General features: G+C 71.0%; 19 protein-coding genes and 1 riboswitch. Of the genes, 3 read left to right on the plus strand and 16 right to left on the minus strand.

The genetic code is table 11. The features are described from left to right. Positions 1 to 3: 3 nt before the first annotated feature. The 7 genes from OG385_RS05135 to argH form a co-directional block, all read right to left on the minus strand. Entirely contained in the window at positions 4 to 1,449 is a 1,446-nt protein-coding gene (locus tag OG385_RS05135) for an MmgE/PrpD family protein (RefSeq protein ID WP_266852238.1), read from the minus strand. Then, on the minus strand, positions 1,446 to 2,420 hold the full coding sequence (locus OG385_RS05140) for a polysaccharide deacetylase (RefSeq protein WP_266852240.1): 975 nt from the start codon (positions 2,418 to 2,420) through the stop codon (positions 1,446 to 1,448). The genes OG385_RS05135 and OG385_RS05140 overlap by 4 nt, the downstream gene beginning before the upstream one ends. Further along, on the minus strand, positions 2,413 to 3,327 hold the full coding sequence (locus OG385_RS05145) for a polysaccharide deacetylase (RefSeq protein ID WP_266852242.1): 915 nt from the start codon (positions 3,325 to 3,327) through the stop codon (positions 2,413 to 2,415). The genes OG385_RS05140 and OG385_RS05145 overlap by 8 nt, the downstream gene beginning before the upstream one ends. Positions 3,328 to 3,388: 61 nt before the next feature. Beyond that, positions 3,389 to 4,264 carry an ABC transporter substrate-binding protein gene (locus OG385_RS05150; RefSeq protein WP_266852244.1) on the minus strand — a complete coding sequence of 292 codons (876 nt, stop codon included), beginning with the start codon at positions 4,262 to 4,264 and terminating at the stop codon, positions 3,389 to 3,391. 119 nt (positions 4,265 to 4,383) lie between these two features. Beyond that, on the minus strand, positions 4,384 to 5,187 hold the full coding sequence (locus tag OG385_RS05155; RefSeq protein ID WP_323183632.1) for an amino acid ABC transporter ATP-binding protein: 804 nt from the start codon (positions 5,185 to 5,187) through the stop codon (positions 4,384 to 4,386). Continuing rightward, positions 5,184 to 6,113 carry an amino acid ABC transporter permease gene (locus OG385_RS05160; protein WP_266852246.1) on the minus strand — a complete coding sequence of 310 codons (930 nt, stop codon included), beginning with the start codon at positions 6,111 to 6,113 and terminating at the stop codon, positions 5,184 to 5,186. Before OG385_RS05160 ends, OG385_RS05155 begins: the two co-directional genes overlap by 4 nt. Positions 6,114 to 6,274: 161 nt before the next feature. Further along, positions 6,275 to 7,699 carry an argininosuccinate lyase gene (argH, locus tag OG385_RS05165; RefSeq protein WP_266852248.1) on the minus strand — a complete coding sequence of 475 codons (1,425 nt, stop codon included), beginning with the start codon at positions 7,697 to 7,699 and terminating at the stop codon, positions 6,275 to 6,277. Between the two features lie 214 nt (positions 7,700 to 7,913). Between argH and OG385_RS05170 the strand changes: the two genes are divergently transcribed. After that, positions 7,914 to 8,561 carry a GntR family transcriptional regulator gene (locus tag OG385_RS05170; protein WP_266852249.1) on the plus strand — a complete coding sequence of 216 codons (648 nt, stop codon included), beginning with the start codon at positions 7,914 to 7,916 and terminating at the stop codon, positions 8,559 to 8,561. A gap of 98 nt (positions 8,562 to 8,659) precedes the next feature. On the opposite strand, the gene OG385_RS05175 is transcribed toward OG385_RS05170, so the two are convergent. From OG385_RS05175 to OG385_RS05190, 4 genes are all read right to left on the minus strand, one after another. Next, complete coding sequence (locus tag OG385_RS05175; RefSeq protein ID WP_266852251.1) at positions 8,660 to 9,310, minus strand: thymidine kinase; 651 nt, start codon at positions 9,308 to 9,310, stop codon at positions 8,660 to 8,662. Between the two features lie 56 nt (positions 9,311 to 9,366). Further along, on the minus strand, positions 9,367 to 10,563 hold the full coding sequence (locus OG385_RS05180; RefSeq protein ID WP_266852253.1) for an alkaline phosphatase family protein: 1,197 nt from the start codon (positions 10,561 to 10,563) through the stop codon (positions 9,367 to 9,369). Beyond that, positions 10,563 to 11,150 carry a DUF5998 family protein gene (locus OG385_RS05185; protein ID WP_164260094.1) on the minus strand — a complete coding sequence of 196 codons (588 nt, stop codon included), beginning with the start codon at positions 11,148 to 11,150 and terminating at the stop codon, positions 10,563 to 10,565. The genes OG385_RS05180 and OG385_RS05185 overlap by 1 nt, the downstream gene beginning before the upstream one ends. Before the next feature lie 151 nt (positions 11,151 to 11,301). After that, complete coding sequence (locus OG385_RS05190) at positions 11,302 to 14,295, minus strand: bifunctional GNAT family N-acetyltransferase/acetate--CoA ligase family protein (protein ID WP_266852256.1); 2,994 nt, start codon at positions 14,293 to 14,295, stop codon at positions 11,302 to 11,304. Positions 14,296 to 14,435: 140 nt separating this feature from the next. On the opposite strand from OG385_RS05190, the gene OG385_RS05195 reads away from it, so the two are divergent. Further along, complete coding sequence (locus OG385_RS05195) at positions 14,436 to 14,717, plus strand: HPr family phosphocarrier protein (RefSeq protein WP_266852258.1); 282 nt, start codon at positions 14,436 to 14,438, stop codon at positions 14,715 to 14,717. An 11-nt stretch (positions 14,718 to 14,728) separates the two neighbouring features. On the opposite strand, the gene OG385_RS05200 is transcribed toward OG385_RS05195, so the two are convergent. After that, on the minus strand, positions 14,729 to 15,622 hold the full coding sequence (locus OG385_RS05200; RefSeq protein ID WP_266852260.1) for an NADP-dependent oxidoreductase: 894 nt from the start codon (positions 15,620 to 15,622) through the stop codon (positions 14,729 to 14,731). Positions 15,623 to 15,692: 70 nt separating this feature from the next. Here OG385_RS05200 and OG385_RS05205 point away from each other — a divergent pair, with 70 nt between their 5' ends. Then, the gene (locus OG385_RS05205) at positions 15,693 to 16,262 is read left to right on the plus strand and encodes a TetR/AcrR family transcriptional regulator (RefSeq protein ID WP_266852262.1); all 570 of its coding nucleotides are present in this window, start codon (positions 15,693 to 15,695) and stop codon (positions 16,260 to 16,262) included. A gap of 205 nt (positions 16,263 to 16,467) precedes the next feature. On the opposite strand, the gene OG385_RS05210 is transcribed toward OG385_RS05205, so the two are convergent. The 4 genes from OG385_RS05210 to OG385_RS05225 form a co-directional block, all read right to left on the minus strand. Further along, positions 16,468 to 17,145 (minus strand): GntR family transcriptional regulator, encoded by a 678-nt coding sequence (locus tag OG385_RS05210; protein WP_266852263.1) that lies wholly within the window; start codon positions 17,143 to 17,145, stop codon positions 16,468 to 16,470. 229 nt (positions 17,146 to 17,374) lie between these two features. Next, positions 17,375 to 18,136, minus strand: a complete 762-nt coding sequence (locus OG385_RS05215) for a M23 family metallopeptidase (protein ID WP_266852265.1) — start codon at positions 18,134 to 18,136, stop codon at positions 17,375 to 17,377. Positions 18,137 to 18,148: 12 nt separating this feature from the next. Beyond that, positions 18,149 to 18,308: riboswitch (cyclic di-AMP (ydaO/yuaA leader) on the minus strand. A gap of 261 nt (positions 18,309 to 18,569) precedes the next feature. Then, positions 18,570 to 19,937, minus strand: a complete 1,368-nt coding sequence (locus tag OG385_RS05220; protein WP_266860644.1) for a pitrilysin family protein — start codon at positions 19,935 to 19,937, stop codon at positions 18,570 to 18,572. A gap of 20 nt (positions 19,938 to 19,957) precedes the next feature. Further along, positions 19,958 to 21,361, minus strand: coding sequence for a pitrilysin family protein (locus OG385_RS05225; protein WP_266852267.1), 1,404 nt, complete (start codon positions 21,359 to 21,361; stop codon positions 19,958 to 19,960). Positions 21,362 to 21,457: the final 96 nt, after the last annotated feature.

Genomic DNA, 21,457 nt, shown 5'->3' on the forward strand with positions numbered 1-21,457 from the left:
GGGTCATCCGCGCCCCTGGGCACCGGTCGGCGCACCGGGTCCGGGTGCCGTGGTGGCGAGTGCCGAGAGCAGCACCCGCACATCGGGCAGGTCCGGCAGTTCCCGCACCGTGTCCGCGACGGTGTGTGCGACGGCGGGGTCCAGTACCCGGGTGGCGAGGCCGTGGAACTTGGCGGTGACCGCGGCGCTGTCCAGGGGGTTCGTGGGCGAGCCGAGCGGGTCGGTCACCTGGCCGGTGTGACAGGCACCGGTGCGGGTGGTGAGCGTGATCACGGGCTCGGTGTCGCCGGTCATCGACTCGTCCACCTCCAGGGTGATCCGGTCCAGGACCGACCGGACAGCGGCCGACGCACGGTTCTCCGCGGAGTACGCCGTGAGGTCGGCCGTTCCGAGCGCCACCCGCACGGCCACCGCGTACGGAAGACTGAGCTGGGCCGCGGCGAGAGTGCCGCACTCGGCGGCGCCGCACATCCCGTGGATGAAGGCGGAGAGCCGTACATGGACCGATGCGACGTCGTCGGGCCCGAGCTCGTGGTCCGCCAGGAGCCCGGCCACCGCGTCGACCGATGAGTGGGTGGAGCGGCACGAGGCGTACGGCTTGATCGAGCACCGGGAGACGCGCCACCGGTCACCGAGACCCGCGGTGAGCGCGGCCGGTGTGGCGGAGCCGGGCGCGATGGTGCGCAGGAAACCGCCCCAGGTGTCGTCGAACACCCCGCGCGGCCCGGTGATCCCGTGCCGCGCCGCGAGCGCGGCGGTGAGCCCCGCCTCCGCTGCCCGCCCCGCGTGCAGTCGCTTGCTCATGGCCCCGTCGTGCACGAACGCCCAGATGCCGCCGCTGAAGCTGGCGGAGAGCGCGAGGGCGTGGGCGGTGCTGTCCGGGCCGAGTCCCAGGACGGCTGCCGCCGCAGCGGCCGCCCCGAACGGGCCGCAGGTGCCGGTGGAGTGCCAACCCGCCTCGTTGTGCGGCGCATAGCCGCCGCACGCCTCCAGAACACGGCGTGCCACGTCGTAACCGACGATGACGGCGGCGAGCAACCGGGCTCCGGACACCGGGTGTTCCGCCACCTCGGCGGCGGCGAGTGCGGCGGGGACGACGACGGCGCCCGAGTGGTCGCAGCCACCGGCGTCATCGAGTTCGAGGGCGTGCGCCGACACCCCGTTGACGAGAGCCGCCGCACGCGGCGCCACCCGGGGGCCGGTTCCCCAGACCGTGCCCGCTCCGCCCGGTTCGGAGGCGGCGAGCAGCTGGAGCAGGGCGGTGGTTTCCGTACTCGCGGAACCGGCCAGCGCGGCCCCGAGGGTGTCCAGGACGTGGTGCTGGGCCTTGGTGACCACCGGCCGGGGAATCATGGCGAGCCGGGTGTTCGCGGTGAACCGGGCCAGTGCGCCGAGCGCATCGCCGGCCCGTCCGGAACCCGGCGCCGTTGGGGCCGTTGGGGCCGTCATGCCAACTCCCTGGTGCAGCGGTCGAATACCTCGGCCGGATGGCCGGGCGCGTTGCCGGTGTTCCTGGACCTCCACCAGTCGGCGACCTCACCGGCTGTCGCGATCCAGACGTCGTCATGGCTGCGGATGTGGCGGAGGAGTTCCCGCACGATGCCGATCCGGCCGGGGGTTCCGGTGACTTCGGGCTGGAGCCGCAGGGTGTAGCAGAGCCCGAACCGGCGGTAGGCGTCGAACTCCGTGGTCCAGTTGCCCAGCACCTCGCGGTACGACGCGATCCTCGACTGGCCGACGGGGAACGCCGGGTCCAGGTTGAAGAAGAAGTACGGATGGTCGTGCAGTTCGTGGTGGACCGGGATTTCGATCAGCCGGCGCGCGGTGCCCCTACCGGTCCCCGTACCGACACGGGGACCGGCCGTCCGGGCCGGATGGAAGTGGGGCAGATCGTCGCCGTGCAGCGACGAGGACCAGGTGAATCCCCGGTCCGCCAGGGCGTCGGGGAAGCCCGCGGCCCACTCCCCCGCCGGGATACGGAAGCCGCGGGGCCGCTCGCCCGTCACGTCCGCGATGGCCTCGGAACCCCGGTCGGTCACTTCCAGCTGTCCGGTCAGGCCGAGGCGGCTGAAGTCCTCGTGCGCGTGGCCGTGGTGGGCGATCTCGTGTCCGTGCCCGGCGATGGCGCGGATGAGGTGCGGATACCGTTCCGCGTTGCGGCCGGGAACACACCAGGTGGTCGTCACCCCCTGCGACTGGAACTCGGCGAGCAGCCGGTCCACCCCGCGGGTCGCGCCGTAGCGGCCGACGGAGAGGGTCTTGACCCGCTGTGCGGTGGTCGGGTCGGCGGCCAGCAGCGGAAGTTCGGCGTCGAAGTCGACGCTCACGACGACGGCGCAGCGGATCCCCCGGGGCCAGCGCGGGGACTCCACGGCGGCCTCGGCCGGACGGGGGGCGGGGGCGGCGGTCGTGTCAGGCATGGGCGGTCGCCTCCGGCCCGCCACCGGCCTGCGGGGCCGGACGCTGCGCCCACCATGCGGCGATCTCCCGGCAGGCTGCGAACCAGACCCCGGGCTGTGCGCTCATATGCGCCAGGAACCGTTCGAGCAGCAGCAGCCGGCCCGGCTTGCCGGACACCTTGGGATGGAACAGGGTGGTCATGCACAGCCCTTCGGCGTGGTGGCCGTCGAACTCCCTGATCCAGTTGTCCAGGGTCAGTTCGTAACTGGCGATACGGTCCTGGCCCTTGGGGAAGTCGGGCTCACGGGTGTAGGCGAGAGAGGCGTAGTCGTCGAGGTCCCACCGGCCGGGAATCTCCACCAGGGAAGTCGGCGCCCCGTCGATCTCGTGGAAGTAGGGCCGGTCGTCGCCCCGCATGGAACTGGAGTAGGTGAATCCCGCTTCGAGCAGGAGCCGTGGTGTCTGCGGATGCCAGTCGCCCGAAGGCGTACGGAATCCCTGGGCCGGAGCGCCGAGCACCCGGGTGAAGACCTCTTGACTGCGGGAGATCACCTCGGCCTGCTCTGCCGGTGTCAGATCCCAGTACCGCTCGTGCCGGTAACCGTGGTGGGCCACTTCGTGCCCCTGCTCCACGATGGCGAGGCACGCATCGGGCCAGGTCTCGATCACCCACGCGGGCACGAAGAAGGTGGCGGTCACTCCGGCCGACCGGAGGAGGCCGAGAATGCGCGGCAGCGCGCGGTACGGACCGTAGGCGCCCAGCGAGAAATAGGCGGGCTTGCGCCAGATCTCGCCGCTCAGCATCGCGTCGCCGGTGGGGCCGTCCAGATCGAAGGCGAGCGCGACGGCGCTCCGGGCCCCGCCGGGCCAGCGCGCTCCGGGTGCGGCTGCGGTGGACAGGGCGGTCGTGTGTGCGGGCGTGCTCAAGAGCGCTCGATTCGCTGGAAATTGGCGTGCGGGCAGGCGGGCTGACGTCATCCGGGCCGGGTCATGACCCGGTGCCGTTGATCACCGGCTCCGTGCTGCCGTAGCCGAGGCCTGCGGCCTTGAGGACGCGTTGGTACTCGCCCGACTTCTCGACGGCCTTCAGCGCCTTCAGTACCGCGTTGGCCATCGTGGTGTCGCCCTTCTTGATCACGACGGCGAAGGGGGTGCTCGGCAGCGGGGGCATCACGACGGAGTACGCGGACGGGTCGCTCTTGCCGAAGTAGGTGAGGTTCTCCTCGCCCTGCGCGGCGAGTTCGACCCGGCCCTGCTGAAGCTGGAGCCGCGCGGCGGCGCCGGAGTCGGCGGGCAGGATCCGGATCGGCGGACGCCCGGCGTCCACACAGTATTTCCGGCTCACGTCCTGGATCTGCTGGTAGTAGTCCACCTTCTTGCCGACCGCGAGGTGTTTGCCGCAGGCGTCGGTGAACTTCCGGTACGCGCCGGCCTTGCCCTTGAGCGTGTAGATGCGCCCGCGTGCCGCGAAGTAGTCGACGAAGTCGACGGTCTTCTGCCGTTCCACCGTGTCGGAGAGGCCGGACATCGCGATGTCGGTTCTGGTGGTCTGCACGGAGCTGGTCAGCTGGTCGAAGGACTGCTGGACGATGTCGACGCGCACGCCCATCTGCTTGCCGACGGCCCTGATCAGATCGATGTCCACCCCGGCCACCTGGTGCGTCTTGTCGTCCAGGTACTCCATGGGCGGGAAGTCCGGCGACATGCCCACCCGGAGAGTGCCCGTCTTGGCGACGGCGTACGGGAGACCGGCGGCCTTGGCCTTCGCCGCCGGCACCGGGTGGTAGTGCGTGCAGCCGGAGATGAGCAGGACCGCGGCGGTCGCGAGTACGGCGAGGCGCGGCCGGCCGGAGTTACGGAGCATACGGATCTCCCCAATGAGTGTCCGCCGACAGGGATGGGCGATCGCCCGGTTCACGAGAAACGGGACAGGACTGGACACGGGACGGGACACGAGACGGGACGTGGACGGGGCACGGCCGGTCACAGGACATGGGACAGAAATGCCTTGGTGCGCTCGTTGCGGGGAGAGCCCAGCACCTCGGACGGTGTGCCGATTTCGAGGATTCTGCCGCCGTCGAGGAAAGCCACCCGGTCGGCCACCTCCCGGGCGAAGCCGATCTCGTGGGTGACCACGATCATGGTGAGCCCGGTGTCCGCCAGGTCCTTCATGACGGTGAGGACTTCACCGACGAGTTCGGGGTCCAGGGCGGACGTGGGCTCGTCGAACAGCATCAGCCGGGGCTCCATGGCCAGCGCCCGCGCTATGGCGACCCGCTGCTGCTGTCCGCCCGAGAGCTGACGTGGATAGGCATCGCTCTTGTCCCCGAGGCCCACCCGCTCCAGCAGCCGGATCCCTTGCTCGCGCGCGGCTTTGGGCTTCTCGCCCTTGACCCGTACGGGCCCCTCGATGACGTTCTGGAGCGCGGTGCGGTGCGGGAACAGATTGAAGCGCTGGAAGACCATGCCCATGGACAGCCGCTGGCGCACGATCTCCCGCTGGGACCTCTCGACCAGGTGCCCCTTCCGGCGGCGGTAGCCGATCGTCTCGTCGCCCAGCCATATCTGCCCCGCGTCAATGGTCTCCAAGTGATTGATGCAGCGCAGGAATGTGCTCTTACCGGACCCCGAGGGGCCCAGCAGACAGAGCACTTCACCGGCCGGGACTTCCAGGTCGATGCCCTTGAGCACGTGGTTCTCACCGAACCGCTTCTGGACGGCTTCGGCACGGAGCAGCGGGGCTTCGCCGGGGGCCGCACCCGGCCCGGAGAGGTGGTCGGGGTTCATCGGGGCACCGGCTTTCCGCGCGTGGCGGCGAGCAGGCGCCGCAGGGGGCTGGGGGGAACGGGCCGGGCGGAGCCCCTGGCGAAGTACCGCTCCAGATAGAACTGCGCGATGCTCAGTACGGAGACCGCCAGCAGGTACCAGACGGCGCAGACGATCAGCAGTTCCATGATCCGGTTGTTGACGAAGTACAGGTGCTGGGCCTGCAGCAGGATCTCGGTCACCCCGACCGCCGAGGCGAGCGAGGTGGTCTTGAGCATCCCGATCGTCTCGTTGCCGATGGGCGGAATGATCACCTTCATCGCCTGGGGAAGCACCACCCGGCGCATCGCCTTGGCCGTGCTCATACCGATCGTGTAGGCGGCTTCGAGCTGCCCTTCGTCCACCGACAGAATCCCGGCGCGGACGACCTCCGAGGTGTACGCGCCCTGGTTGATGCCCAGGCCGAGGGCTGCGGCCACGAACGGCGTCATCAGGTCGACGGTCCGCGCCGTGTAGACACCGGGCACCGAGACCAGCGGGAAGATCAGCGCCAGGTTGAACCACAGGAGAAGCTGCAGATACACCGGCGTCCCGCGGAACACCCAGACGTAGAACCAGGCGACGCCGCTCGTCACCGGATTCTTCGAGAGCCGCATGACGGCGACGAGCAGTCCCAGCGCGATACCGAGCACCATGGAGACAAGCGTCAGAACGAGGGTCGTCACGAGGCCGGTCATCAGCTCGGTGGCCCCGAGATAGTGGCGGACGACTCCCCAGTCGATCTGGGCTCCGGCAAAGGCGTGGACGAAGAACACCGCGACCAGGGCGACCACTGCCGCGCCGACCCAGCGGCCGGGGTGGCGGCGCGTGCGGGTGAGCAGATCCTGGTCGGGGGCGCGGCCCGGCGAAGGGCGTGCTCGGCCGGCCGTGAGCGCTGGCTCAGTCATGTCGTGTCCCTAAGAATGGTTGGCGGCCCGGTCCGGCTGCGGCCCGCGGAATCGGGGGCGGACGCGGGTCGGACCGAAGGGGGTGTGGAGTTCACGTGCGCTGGGCTTCGGCGGGAACACATGCGGTGCTTCGGACCGGCCGGCACATGGGGGGGGCGGTCTCAGACGCGCGGGCCCCGGTAGTCGGCGGCCCACCGGCGGTGTGTCCCGACGTGTTCGGCCAGTTCGCCGATCTGCGCGACCACTTGGGCCGGCGCGGTGCCGCCCGTCGCGGACCTCGCCGCGAGCGCGCTCTCCACGGTGAGCACCTGACGGACCTCGGGGGTGAGCCTCGGATCTATCCCCGCGAGTTCGGCATCGGTGAGATCCGTCAGGTCGACGCCCGAGTCCTCGCAGGTGCGTACGACAGCCCCGGTGATCTCGTGGGCCTCGTGGAACGGCACGCCGCGCAGCGCCAGCCAGTCCGCGATCTCGGTCGCCAGGGTGAACCCGGCGGTGGCCTGGACCCGCAGCTCCTCGGTGTTCACGCGGAGGGATCCGATGAGACCGGCCATCGCGGGCAGCACGATGAGCAGCGTCTCCACACTGTCGAACGCGGCGTGCTTGTCCTCCGCGAGATCTCGGTTGTAGGCGAAGGGGAGCCCCTTGAGCGCGCCCAGCAGCCCCATCAGATTGCCCGTCAGACGGCTGGCCTTGCCGCGGGCGAGTTCGGCGATGTCCGGGTTCTTCTTCTGCGGCATGATCGAGGAGCCGGTGGCGTAGCGGTCGTCGAGTTCGACCCAGCGGAACTGCCGCGAGGACCACAGGCACACCTCTTCGGCCAGCCGCGACACGTCCACGGCGAGCATCGAGGCCACGAACAGGAATTCCGCCACGTGGTCCCGGCTGCCCACCGCGTCCAGCGAGTTGGCACAGGGCCGGTCGTATCCGAGCTCGGCGGCGGACAGCTCCGGATGGCCCGCGATGGAGGATCCCGCGAGGGCCGCGGCACCGAGCGGCGAGCGCGCCGTGCGTATGTCCCAGTCACGCAGCCGGTCCATGTCCCGGTCCAGCGCGTGGGCGTGAGCGAGCAGTTGGTGGCCGAACACGATCGGCTGGGCGGGCTGGAGGTGAGTGAACCCCGGAGCCGCGGTGTGCGTGTGGTCGGCCGCCTGCGCGGTCAGGGCCTCGATCAGCTCGCAGGAGGCATCGCTGATCCGGCGCGCCTGGTCACGCAGATAGAGCCGCAGGTCGTTGGCGCACTGGTCATTGCGGGAGCGACCGGCTCTCAGCTTTCCGCCGAGCGTCCCGAGCCGCTCCATCAACACCCGCTCCAGGAAGGTGTGCACGTCCTCGTCGCCCGGTTCCGGAGTCACGGCGCCGTCGCGGTAGTCCTGGTCCAGTACGTCGATCGCGTCGAGTACGACGGCCAGTTCGCCGTCGTCGAGGATGCCCGCCCTGACCAGTTCCCTGGCGTGGGCACGGGAGCCCGCGAGGTCGTAGGGGGCCATGTCGAAGTAGCTCGGTTCGGAGCGGGAGAGCCGGGTGAGAGCGGGCGCCGACGGTTCACGGAATCGGCCGCCCCACAGGCGGGTGGTCACAGTCACGTGGGTGCGCTCCTAAGGGGCCTGAGGGAGGGGCAGAACGGAGAGGGCATAGCGGCGGGCATGGCAGCGGGCATGGTCCGGCCGGGACGAGCCGGAACGGGATGTTCCGCAGCGCAGATCTCCCGCTCCGGATTGTCCGACAATCTGCCATCGCAGTTCCCGGGAAGTCAATAGATCGTCCGACAATCAGACAACCCGGCAGTAGAGTGGGCTCATGGAATCAATCCAGATCTCCCGGTCCAGCGTGGTGGACCGGGTCGCCGAGGCTCTGCGCCAGGAGATGCACAGCGGGCGGCTGCGCCCGGGAACGCCGTTGCGTGAGAGCAGTCTGGTGGAGAGCTTCAAGATCTCCCGCAGCACCGTGCGTGAGGCACTGCAGATGCTGACGGTCGAGGGGCTGCTGGTGAAGGTGCCGAACAAAGGCGTCTCCGTCCGGCGGCTGACGCACACCGAGATCGACGACATCTTCCGTACCCGACGCATCCTGGAGGTCGCCGGAGTCCGCGCGGTGGTGGACGCGGACCACGCCGAACTGGCCGCGCTGGCCGACGCGATGTCCGCCTACGAGGCCGCGGTGGAGGCCGGTGACCCCTCAGCGATCAGTGAGGCACATCTGCGGTACCACGTGTCGATCGTGGGGCTGCTCGGCAGTTCACGGCTGGCGGCCGTCGAGGAATCGCTGATGGCCGAACTACGGCTCGCCCTCACCCTGGTGGACATGGACAGCGACGATCTGCCGGAGATGTTGCGCGAGCACAGCGAGATGATGTCCCTGATCCGGCAGTCCAGGGTCGAGGAGGCGGTGGTTCGGGTCGAACGCCATCTCTCCCATGCCAAAGCATTCGTCATGCTGTCGGACTGAACGCTGTCGGACTGAATGCTGTCGGACTGGGAATCCCCCCTGGCCCCGGCCTCCCTGCGGCCGGCCCGGCCGCAGGGTGAATACCGGAAGGCGTGCTCTCAGGCGGAGTTGGAGGGAAGGACGTCGGGAGAGAGCGCCGCGGCCCGGACCGCGCCACTCGTCATGCGCCGGCGGTGATGCCGTCGGCAGAGAACCTCGTAACCGACCTCTTCGGCCGAGCGGTCGACGTCACCCACGACGACCTGCTCGCCCTCCACGACCATCGCGCCGTCCACGGTACGGGCGTTGTGGGTGGCGCGGGCGCCGCACCAGCACAACGCCTCGACCTGCAAGGACTCTATCCGGTCCGCGAGTTCGATCAGCCGCTGCGAGCCCGGGAAGAGTTTGGTGCGGAAGTCGGTCGTGATGCCGAAGGCGAAGACGTCCAGGTTCAGGTCGTCCACGACGCGGGCCAGCTGATCGATCTGTTCGGGCGCCAGGAACTGCGCCTCGTCCACGATGACATGGTCGACCCGGCCGCCCTTCGACATCAGGTCCACCAGATGGGCATAGAGGTCCATGCCGGGCGCCGCCTCGACAGCCTCCGTCACCAGACCGAGGCGGGAGGAGAGCTTGCCCTGGCCGGCGCGGTCGTCGCGGGTGAAGATCACGCCCTGCAGCCCGCGCGCGGAGCGGTTGTGTCCGATCTGGAGCGCCAGCGTGCTCTTTCCGCAGTCCATCGTTCCGGAGAAGAACACCAGCTCGGGCATGGGGGGTCGCGGGCCTTTCAGATCTGGGGGAGGGCAGGAGGGGGCGCCGGGCGCGGTTACGAGCGTACTTCGAGCAGCGGTACCAGCTGCTCCGCAGGGGTCATCGAGCCGTGCATACCGACCATGGCCGACTCGTGCGGCTCGCGGCGGGACGCGGTGATCACCACGTCGGCGTGGGCCGCGGCGACGACGTCGCCGATCCGCCCGTACACCCGCTCGTCGACCGCCGGGCCGAACCAGCCCGCCGCGATGGCCTCGTCGCGGCTCGCCACCCAGAACTGCTCGCCGAGCACCTCACGCCAGACGGCCAGCACATCGCTCCGGGCGCCCGGAACCGCGTAGACGTGCCGGGCCCGGCCCTCGCCGCCCAGCAGGGCGACGCCCGCGCCCAGTTCCCAGTCCTCGTCGAAGTCGATGCGCGACTCCTCGTCGAACGGGATGTCGATCATGCCGTGGTCGGCGGTGACATACAGCGCCGAACGGGGCGGGAGCTGCTCGGCGAGGCGCTGGACGAGCCGGTCGACGTACATCAGCTGGCCGCGCCAGGCGTCCGAGTCCATGCCGAACCGGTGACCCTTGGAGTCCACCTCGCTGTAGTACGTGTAGATCAACGAACGGTCGGCCGCGCCCAGTTGGGCGGCGGCCAGGTCCATCCGGTCCTCGCCGGTGAGCCGGCCCCTGAAGGTGCCGCCGCTCAGCGCGATCTTGGTGAGCGGGGTGTTCTGGAAGTCCGGCGACGAGACCTGCGCGGTGTGCACGCCCGCCGCGTCGGCGAGCTGGAAGACCGTGGGGTACGGCTGCCAGACATGCGGGTCGGTCCACGGGCGCCAGCGCAGCTGGTTCATCAGCTCGCCGGTGGCCGGGTTGCGGGTGGTGTACCCGGTGAGGCCGTGCGCGCCGGGCGGCAGTCCGGTGCCGACCGAGGCGAGCGAGGTCGCCGTGGTGGCGGGGAAGCCGGCGGTGAGCGGACGGCCGGAGCCGCCGCGCGAGGTCGGCAGCAGCGAGTGGAGGTACGGCGCCTCGTCGGGGTGCGCGCGGATCTGCTCCCAGCCGAGGCCGTCGATGAGGAAGACGCAGTTCCGGTCGGCGGGTGCCAGCTCCGGGATCGCGGAGGTGCAGCCGGGAACTCCCAGCCCCGCGGCGAGCGTCGGCAGCAGATCGGCGAGCGAACCCGAGCCGTACTCCGGTACCGGGGCGGTGGAGAGGGCGAGCGGAGCGGTGTCGTCCGCGTACGGCCAGTCGGGCAGAGCCATCAGCGGCCGGCCGCCGCGGTCGCCTCGGAGAGCGCCTGGGAGAAGGCGAGGGTCTGGCGGACCGTGTCCGGGCCGTCGCCCGCCTCGCTCACCCGAAGGCTCAGGTCGTCGGCGGTGGAGCTGCCCGTATACCCGTGGTCCGCCTCGCAGTTGGGGTCGCCGCAAGCGGCGGGCTCCAGGTCGAGCCGGGCGACCGCGCCCCAGCCGATGGTCAGGACGACCTCGCGGGGCAGGGTGCCGGGGACGTACTTCTCCGGGTTCGCCACGACCCGGCTGAGCACCACGGAGGAGATCCGGCCCAGCTTCACCGACTCGGTCGACGTGGTGGCGAACGGTGTCGGGGAGCTGCCGTCGGCGGCCTGCTCGTCGGTGTGGCTGACGATGAAGCGGTTGCCCGTCAGGACGAGGACCGTGACATGGCGGCGGACCTCGTTGGAATCGAACGTCGTCTCCTGATGCACCAGATACGAAGAAACCGGCTCGCCTCCGACAGCGGCCTCCACCGCCTCGGCCACGAGGGCCGGGTAGTAGCCGCTGCGCTCGATCGCCGCGCGGAGCCCCTGGGTCGTTGTACCGGTCTTCGCCATGGGCTCCATCTTAGACCGATGGCTGTGGGGGAAGAGGCCCCCGGAGCAGGGCCTGTACGGGGCCCTGCGGCGGCCCGCAGCAGGGGCGGCCCTCGGCAGCCGGCCCGCATCAGCGGCGGGCAGCCGGCAGCTTGCCGTCAGCAGCTCGCCCTCAGTAGCTGGGGAGGCGGCGCGGACCGAGGTCGCCGAGTGTGTTCGCGGGCGCGAGCCGTACGGCGGCCCCGAGCACGGAGAGTCCGTTCTGCCCGACCACTACCGGTTCGAGAGCGACGGACACCACTTCGGGGTGGTCGTCCACCAGCCGCGACACCCGCAGCAGCAGCTCTTCGAGAGCCGCGGTGTCGACGGGCGCCGAGCCGCGCCAGCCGAACAGGAGGGGTGCGGTCCTGATGCTTCTGATCAGTTCGGCGGCGTCCCGGTCGGTGGCCGGGACGAGGCGGTGGGCGGTGTCACCGAGCAGTTCGGACGGCGCCCCGGCCAGGCCGAAGGAGAGGACGGCTCCGACGGCCGGGTCGATCGCGGACCGTACGACCGTGTCCACACCGCGCCCCACCATGGCCTGCACCACGGGCCGGACCTCGGCCGGGCCGCCCAGGTCGGCGGAGAGTTCGGCGTAGGCGCGGCGCAGTCCCGCCTCGGTCGCGATATCGAGCCGCACACCGCCGAGATCGGGGCGGTGGCGCAGATGGGGCGCCGTGGCCTTGAGCGCGACGGGGTAGCCGAGGTGCTCCGCCGCGGCGACGGCGGTGTCCGCGTCCGGGGCGGGACGGACCGGCAGGACGCGGATGCCGTACAGGCCGAGGAGTTCGCAGGCGTCGTCGGGCGAGAGGGCCAGGCCGCGTGTGACGTCGACGCGGGCGGTGCCGAGCAGCGCCTCGATCCGGCCGGCGGCGGCGTTCTCGTCGATGTCTTCGTACTCGGGGACCCGGCCGGGCTCGGCGGCCTCGCGGCGCCACCGCGCGTACCGGACCGCCTGGGCGAGTGCGCGGACGGCCCGCTCGGCGGCCGGGTAGGCGGGGATGCTCCGGGTGCGGGCGGCGGGGGGCGCGACGGCGGGGGCTGCGGTGTCGGCGGTGTCAGCTGCGGCTGCTGTGACTGCTGAATCGCCTGTGGCGCCTGCGGCTGCCGTGTCTCCTGTGCGTGCTGTGCGAGCTGTGCGAGCTGTGCCCGCCGTACCGGTGTCTGCTGCTGTGTTCACGCCGGCCCGCTGGACCTCTCCCCCGTCGCTTTCCGGGGTGGTCGCCGGACCCGGGCCTGCCGTCCCGGCGGCCGTCCCGCGGCGGCCGCGCACCGTGCCGGTGGCCGCCGCCAGGGCCTCGGCGAGACCGCCGATCTCCAGATGCACCACGGCGACCGGCTTGGCGGGGGCGTCCGCGACCGCTTCACGCAGGGCCGCGGCCAGCACTTCGCCGTCACCCGACTCGGTCACGCCGTTCTCGCCCACCCAGGGGATCGCGGTGATCAGCACCGCGTCGCACCCGTCGTCCGCCAGGGCCCGGCCGAGCGCGTCCCGGAAGTCCTGCGGGGTCGCGTCCGTCGTCAGGTCGACAGGCGGGAGCGGACGCAGGCGCTCCGTGAGACAGGCGTCGTACGTCAGCAGGCCGAGCGACTCGGAGTTGCCGAGGATCGCGACACGCGGTCCCGCGGGCAGCGGCTGGTCCGCGAGCAGCAGACCCGCGTCGACGAGTTCGGTGACGGTGTCGACCCGGATCACACCGGCCTGCCGCAGCAGCGCGGAGACCGTGGCGTCGGGGACCCGGGTGACCGGGACCGCATGGCCGGGCGGGGCGCTGCCGCTGTGCCGGGCGCCCTTGACGACCACGACCGGCTTCACCGCCGCGGTGCGCCGGGCGAGGCGGGTGAACTTCCGGGGATTGCCGATCGACTCCAGGTAGAGGAGGGCGACATCGGTGTCCGGGTCGTCGTGCCAGTACTGGAGGAAGTCGTTGCCCGACAGATCGGCGCGGTTGCCCGCCGAGATGAAGGAGGAGAGTCCGGCGCCGCGCCGGTGCAGCGTGGAGAGCAGCGCGATCCCGATGGCGCCGGACTGGGTGAAGAGTCCGACCCGCCCGCGCGCCGGGGACTCGGGGGCCAGCGAGGCGTTCAGCCGGACGGCTTCCGCGGTGTTGATGAGGCCGAAGGCGTTCGGCCCGATGATGCGCATGCCGTACGAGCGGGCCCGGCGCAGCAGTTCGCGCTGGCGCAGCAGCCCTTCGGGCCCGCTCTCCGCGTAACCGGCGGAGATCACGACGAGCCCCTGCACCCCGCCGGCCCCGCAGTCGGCGACCACGTCGGGCACCTGTGCGGCCGGTACGGCGACGACCACCAGGTCGACCGCCTCACCGGTGGCGGCGATGGACTCCACCGAGCGGTAAGCAGGGGCGCCGTCCACCTCGGTGAGCCCGTCGGGGAAGGCGCGGTTCACCGCGTAGGTGCGCCCGGTGAAGCCGGAGCCGTGCAGATTGCGCAGGACCGCGCGCCCGACCCCGCCGGGGGTGCGTCCCACTCCGACGACGGCGACGGAGCTGGGGGCCAGCAGCCGCTGCACCGACCGTGCCTCTGCTCGCTGTTCGCGGGCGCGCTGGACGGCGAGGGACGCCTCGGTGGGTTCCAGATCGAAGGTCAGGTGGACCGAGCCGTCCTCGAAACTGCGCTGCTGCTCGTACCCGGCGTCCGTGAAGACCTTGATCATTTTGTTGTTGGCGGGCAGCACTTCGGCGACGAAGCGGGTGACCTCGCGCTCCCTGGCGACCGCCGCGATGTGTTCGAGCAGCGCGGAGGCCACACCGCGCCCCTGGTGCGCGTCCTGGACGAGGAAGGCGACCTCGGCCTCGTGCGTGCCGATCCGGTCGTAGCGGACGGTCGCGATGAACTCGCCGCCTACGGTCGCCGCAAGACCCACCCGGTCGACGTAGTCGTGATGGGTGAAGCGGTGCACGTCCTTGGCGGAGAGCCGGGGGTACGGAGCGAAGAAGCGGTAGTACTTCGACTCGGGCGAGACCTGCTCGTAGAAGCTGACGAGCCGGTCGGCGTCCTCGGTGGTGATCGGCCGGATCCGCGCGGTACCGCCGTCGCGCAGCACCACATCCGCTTCCCAGTGGGCCGGGTACTCCTGGTGCGGGTTCTCCTCCAGCGGGGGCTGCATGCTGAAAGCGTACGGGTCGCGGTGGTACGGGGAGCGGTGCAGTCTGGGATCCGGCAGAGCGGTCCCGCACCACATCCGCCCCCGCACCACCCGTGCAAGAATGGTCTAGACAACTAGCACAGAACTCGAAGGGCAACACCATGGCTGAGCGTCGTGTCAAGGTCGGCTGGACCGAGGGCCTGCACGCCCGGCCGGCCTCCATCTTCGTCCGTGCCACCACCGCTTCCGGCGTCCCGGTGAAGATCGCGAAGAACGGCAGCGACCCGGTCAACGCGGCGTCGATGCTCTCCGTTCTCGGCCTGGGCGTGGAGGGCGGCGAGGAGATCGTGCTCACCTCGGACGTGGAGGGCGCCGACGCCGCCCTGGACCGGCTGGCCAAGCTGGTCGCCGAAGGGCTCGACGAACTCCCCGAGACCGTCTGAGCGGAAACGGCTCAGACGACTATGACCCGGCGCCCGCGCGTGTGACCGGCATGACTGTCGATGTGCGCTGCCGCGGCCTCGGCCAGCGTGTACGACTTCTCGACCGGGATGTGGAGCTTCCCCCGCGAGATGAGGGCGGCCGCCTCGGCGAGCGCATCCGGCACGCTCCCGGCCACACCGGAGAACCGGACACCGAGGGCCGGCGCACCGAGATCGGCGATGGAGATCACCTTCTGCGGATCCCCGGTCAGCTCGACGAGCTCACCGATCACGCCCGTACCGGCCAGATCGAGAGCCGCGTCGACGTGGCCGAGCTGCCGCACCCGCTCGACCCAGCCCTCGCCGTACGTCGTGGCGACGGCACCCAGGCTCCGTAGATAGTCCTGGTTCGCGGCGCCGGCCGTGCCGATCACCGCGATGCCGCGGTCGCGGGCGATCTGCAGCACCGCCGAGCCGACTCCCCCGGACGCACCGCTGACCAGCAGCGTCTGCCCGGAGCGCACACCGGTCTCGCGGATGACGCGCAGCGCAGTCTCCACCACGGAGGGGTACCCGGCCGCCTCTTCGAACGTCAGGCCCTCGGGCATCCGGGCCCAGGCCGACAGCACGGCGAACTCGGCGTAGGTGCTCGCCCCTTCACCGAACACATGGTCGCCGGCCTCGACCCCTTCGACGCCCTCGCCGACCTCGTCCACCACCCCGGCGGCGTCCAGCCCGACACCGGAGGGCAACTCGGTCGGATGGGCCCCCAGGACCTGGCCTTCACGGACCCTCCAGTCGACGGGGTTCACACCCGCCGCCCGCACGGCGATACGTATCCGGCCGGGGCCCGCATGGGGCTCCTCGGCATCTATGAGTTGCAGAACGTCCGGACCGCCGAACTCGGCGAAGCTCACTTTCTTCATGCGGTCGAACGTAGCACTAACCGTTAGCGTTTAACAACGACTACGCCTTTGTAACTGATAGCATCACGGCATGACCGAGCCGCCCGGACGCCGTGAGCGCAAGAAGGCCGCGACCCGCCAGAAGATCGCTGACACCGCCCTGCGGCTGTTCCTGGAACGCGGGTACGACGCGGTGGGCATCCGCGATGTGGCCGCCGAGGCCGACGTGGCCGTCACCACGCTCTTCTCCCACTTCGCCTCGAAAGAGGCCCTGGTGTTCGAGCGGGACGACGACTTCGAGCAACGCCTCATCCAGGCGGCCACGGGCCGGGCTCCGCACGAGCCGCTCATCCCTGCGCTGCGCCGCGAGATCCTGGCCCTGGTGCGACATTGCACAGCGGACAGCGCCGCCCCGATCTGGCACATGGTGGACGGATCACCCGCCCTGCGGGAGTACGAGGAGTCGATGAGGCTGCGCCATGCGGAGTCGCTGGCAACAGCCATCGCCGCCGATCCCGGCCTGTCACGGACCACAACGGCCTGCCGGACGATCGCGAGGTTCGTGATCGACGCCTATTCACTGGCCCGCGAGGCGGCCGATCCGCAGGCCGCGGTGGACGAGATCTTCCGGATGATCGAGGCGGCCTGGGAGGTCACCTGACCTTCCCGCGCTTTCCGGACCGGGTGCCCGGCACCGGGCATCCGGGACCGGGACCGCACCGGGACATCAGAAAAGCAGAAAATAAAAAGACGGCACGGGGCTGAGCGGCGAATCCGACAGGACGGATACGGCAGGACGGATACGGCAGAGGGAAAAGCCGAAATCCCCCGCCCCTTTATCCCCTCCGCTGTATACGGCAGCACTGTTAATCAGTGATGCCCGCAATGTTTACAGCATGTTGCGAATCCCTCACGCGCCCCTGCTTCCGCAGCCGGTGCGCCGCCATGGCGCGTTCGGCGTGCACCGCGGTCAGAGCGCGGGCCCGCTCCGCGTCGCCGCGCGCCACCGCGTCCACGATCGAGCCGTGCTCGGCCCAGGACACGACAGGAAGGGCCGGCTGGTCGACCGCGTACATCCAGCTGATCTTCTGCCGCAGCTGACCGAGCAGCGTGGTCAGCGCCGAACTGCCCGACGCCTGCGCCAGCGTCTCGTGGAACCAGCCGCCGAGCGACCGCAGATCCTCGCCCTGGCCGCGCCCGGCCCGCTCCTGCCCCAGCCTGACCAGGCCGCGGAGCACCTTCAGATGGGCTTCGGTCCGCCACTGGGCGGCGCGCGCCGCACCCATCGGCTCCAGCAGTATCCGTATCTCCAGCAGGTCGGCCGCCTCCCGCTCGGTCGGCTCGGCGACACAGGCGCCCGCGTGCCGGCGGGTGACCACGAACCCCTCGGATTCCAGGGTCCGCAGGGCTTCGCGGACCGGGACACGGGAGACGCCGTACCGGCGCGCGAGCACCTCCTCGGTCAGCCGGCCGCCCCGCTCGTACACCCCCGAGATGATGTCGTCCCGGATTGCCGTGCATACCGAATGTGCGGGAACGCGCATGACCGAACCTCCGCATCGACGCCCGCATATCGCGGTCTGTGCACACCTGTGCGGCGACTCTATGGCAGGGCATGTTAATTCCCGAAGGCCCCCGGTAAATCATGGATATCTTTTGGCCGGCCAAAAACCGGACGTACGAACACCCGGCGCGAGGAAAATACCCGTGCGAACCCCGGAACGCGTGTGGCCCCGGCGCGACGAGCGCCGGGGCCACACGGGACAGCCGGGTTCAGACCTTGACGCCGTGCGAGCGCAGATACGCGACGGGATCGATGTCCGAGCCGTAGTCGGGGCCCGTGCGGGCCTCGAAGTGGAGGTGCGGGCCCGTGGCGTTGCCGGTGGCGCCGGAGAGTGCGATCTGCTGGTCCGATGTGACGGACTGGCCGACCGAGACGCCGATGGATGAGAGGTGGCCGTACTGCGTGTACGTGCCGTCGTGCATCCGGATGACGATGTTGTTGCCGTACGCGCCGCCCCAGCCGGCCTCCACGACCGTGCCCGCGCCGACGGCGTGGACCGGGGTGCCGCTCGCGGCGTGGAAGTCGATGCCGGTGTGGCTGCCGGACGACCAGAGGCTGCCGCCGGTCTTGTAGCCGGTGGAGACATACGAGTTGGCGACCGGGGCCACATAGGCGTTGAGGCGCTTGCGGGCAGCGGCCCGGGCCGCGCGCTGTTCGGCCGCCTTCTTGGCCTCGCGCTCGGCCTTCGCCTTCGCGGCTGCCGCCTCGGCCCTGGCCTTCGCCACGGCCTCGTGCTGCTGTGCGGTGGCCTGGGCGGCTATCTCGTCGGCCACGGTGTCACCGACGAGGATGGTCCGGTCGAGACGGACTTCCTGCGCCGTGGAGACCGTCGCGCTGTCGGCCATCGCCGGGGAGGCGAGGGTGCCGACGACACCGGCCGTGGCGAGGGTGGCGACTCCGGCGACGCCCGCGGTCCTGCGGGTCAGGCGCTTCGGGCCACGGTGCTTGCCGGTAGGGCGGCTGAACGCCATGAAGGGGCTGGTCCTTTCCTTCCCTCTCGCCTACCGGGTTAGCTGACGGGTTCGGAGCAGGAAGGTCTCCTACGGGCCCGCCCCTGCGGAGCGGCCCCGATTCACCCCAGGGACTGAGTGGGTCCCCGGCTCCCCGGGCTCGCGCCTGACGGGGACTCGGCGATCGCTGCCCGGCGCCGCGGTTGCGGCTTACGTCCGACGGACAGCGAGTGTGACGGTAAGTGGTCCGTCCTGGTTGCGCCAAACAGACGGCGGATTTTGTCGCACATCCCACAGACGCACATCCCACAGACGCCAACCCGCAGGCGTACACAGCCACGCGTCCCGGAGGCCCGCACGCCCCCGGCATGCAGTCGGGGCCCCGGTGGACGAACTGCCCACCGGGGCCCCGCAGATCCGGTCCGGCCGCCCGGTGCCCCGGAGCGGCCGGGACTCAGCTCTCGACCACGGTCACTTCGCCGATGCCCAGCGCCCTGACCGGCTCCACGATCTGCGCGGCGTCCCCCACCAGGACCGTCACCAGCCGGTCGGCGGGGAAGGCGGAGACCACGGCGGCGGTCGCCTCGACCGTGCCGGTCGCGGCGAGGCGCGCGTACAGCTGTGCCTGGAAGTCGTCCGGCAGGTGCTGCTCGACCTGATCGGCGAGCGTGGCCGCGACCGCGGCGGCCGTCTCGTACTTCAGCGGGGCGACGCCCACCAGGTTCTGTACGGCGATGTCCCGCTCGGTGTCGGTCAGCCCGCCCGCGGCCAGCGTCCTGAGGACCTTCCAGAGGTCGTCGAGCGCGGGGCCCGTCGACTCGGTGTCCACCGAACCGCTGATGGCGAGCATGGCGGCGCCGGTGCCGTCGGGGGCGGAGCGGAGCACCTGGCTGAAGGCCCGCACGCCGTAGGTATAGCCCTTCTCCTCGCGCAGAACGCGGTCCAGACGGGAGGTGAGCGTGCCGCCCAGGCAGTACGTGCCGAGGATCTGGGCCGGCCAGACACGGTCGTGCCGGTCGGCGCCGATCCGGCCGATCAGCAGCTGGGTCTGGACCGCTCCCGGCCGGTCCACGACGATCACCCGGCCGGTGTCGTCCGCGGTGATCGGGGGCACCGGCCGGGGCGTGCCCGCGTTGCCCTTCCACTCGCCGAGGCTCTCGGCGAGCACCGCGTCCAGGTCGGTCCCCGCCAGGTCGCCGACGACCACGGCGGTGGCGGTCGCCGGCCGGACGTAGGCGTCGTAGAAGGCGCGGACGGCGGCCGCGTCGATGCGCGCCACCGTCTCCTCGGTGCCCTGGCGCGGACGCGACATGCGCGCGGTGGCCGGGAAGAGCTCCTTGGAGAGCTGCTTGGCCGCGCGGCGGGCCGGGTTGGCCAGCTCGTGCGGGATCTCGTCCAGCCGGTTGCCCACGATCCGCTCGACCTCGCTCGGGGCGAAGGCGGGCGCCCGCAGTGCGTCGGCGAGCAGACCGAGCGCCTTGGGCAGCCGGGAGACCGGCACTTCGAGGGAGACCCGGACGCCGGGGTGGTCGGCGTGCGCGTCGAGGGTGGCGCCGCAGCGCTCCAGCTCGGCGGCGAACTCCTCCGCGCTGTGCTTGTCGGTGCCCTCGGAGAGCGCCCTCGCCATGATCGTGGCGATGCCGTCGAGCCCCTCGGGCTCGGCGTCCAGCGGGGCGTCGAGGCTGATCTCGACCGCGACGACCTGCTGTCCGGGACGGTGGCAGCGCAGCACCGTCAGGCCGTTGGGCAGGGTGGAGCGCTCGGGGGCCGGGAAGGCCCAGGGCCTGGGCGCACCCGCCTGGGGCTGCGGGTGGAAGGCCATCATCACGGCCGCGGGGTCGGTCACTGGTCCGCCTCTGTGCTCTGGGTGGCTGCGGTGGTCGCGGTGGCTGCGGTGGCCTCGTCGGACGCGCCGTCCGCACTGGTCTCTTCGGGCTCATCGGCGGTGGCGGGCTCGTACACCAGCACAGCCCGGTTGTCGGGACGCAGCCGGGCCTTGGCGACCTGCTGCACCTCTTCGGCGGTGATGTCCAGCACCCGGCCCACAGCGGTCAGCGCCAGCTGCGGGTCGCCGAACAGCACGGCGTACCTGCACAGTTCGTCGGCACGGCCGGCGACCGTACCGAGCCGGTCGAGCCACTCGCGCTCCAGCTGGGCCTGCGCGCGCTCCATCTCCTCGGCCGTGGGGCCTTCGGCGGCGAAGCGGGCCAGCTCCTCGTCGACGGCCGCCTCGATCTGCGGGACCTCGACACCGCCCGACGTCTTGACGTCCAGCCAGCCGAGCGAGGGGGCGCCGGAGAGCCGCAGCATGCCGAAGCCCGCGGCGACCGCCGTACGGTCCCGGCGCACCAGCCTGTTGTGGAGCAGCGACGACTCGCCGCCGCCCAGGATGGTCAGCGCGATGTCCGCCGCGTCGCACGCGCGGGTGCCGTCCTCGGGGAGCCGGTAGGCGGCCATCAGGGCACGCGAGGGCACCTCCTCGTACAGCTCCTCGCGCACCTCACCGCCGAGGGTGTCGGGCAGCGAGCCGTCCCGCGGCGGCTGCTTGCCGTCGTGGGAGGGGATGGTGCCGAAGTACTTCTCGACCCAGGCGAGCGTCTGCTCCGGGTCGATGTCGCCGACGACCGACAGCACGGCGTTGTTGGGTGCGTAGTTCGTACGGAAGAACGCGCGGGCGTCCTCCAGCGTCGCCGCGTCCAGGTCGGCCATGGAGCCGATCGGCGTGTGGTGGTATGGGTGGCCCTCGGGGTAGGAGAGGGCGGTCAGCTTCTCGAACGCGGTGCCGTACGGCACGTTGTCGTAGCGCTGGCGCCGCTCGTTCTTGACGACGTCCCGCTGGTTCTCCATGGACTCCTCGTCGAGCGCGGCGAGGAGGGAGCCCATCCGGTCGGCTTCGAGCCAGAGCGCCAACTCCAGCTGGTGCGTGGGCATCGTCTCGAAGTAGTTGGTGCGCTCGAAGCTGGTGGTGCCGTTGAGCGAGCCCCCGGCCCCCTGTACCAGCTCGAAGTGGCCGTTGCCCCGGACCTGTCCGGAGCCCTGGAACATCAGGTGCTCGAAGAGGTGGGCGAGTCCGGTACGCCCCTTGACCTCGTGGCGTGAACCGACGTCGTACCAGAGGCAGACCGCGGCGACCGGGGTCAGGTGGTCCTCGGAGAGCACCACCCGCAGGCCGTTGGCCAGCCGGTGCTCGGTCGCTGTCAGGCCGCCGGAACCGGCCTCGGCTGTGGCCGTGTGACCCATGGGCATGTACGTCCCTTCGATCGCGTGTGTTGACCGCGTTGAAATGCAGTCCTGCCACTGTATGCAAGCCCGCCGACAGCCGGCAGCCATCCCGGTGTGCAC

It is taken from the genome of Streptomyces sp. NBC_01306, assembly GCF_026340465.1.
GTDB lineage: Bacteria > Actinomycetota > Actinomycetes > Streptomycetales > Streptomycetaceae > Streptomyces.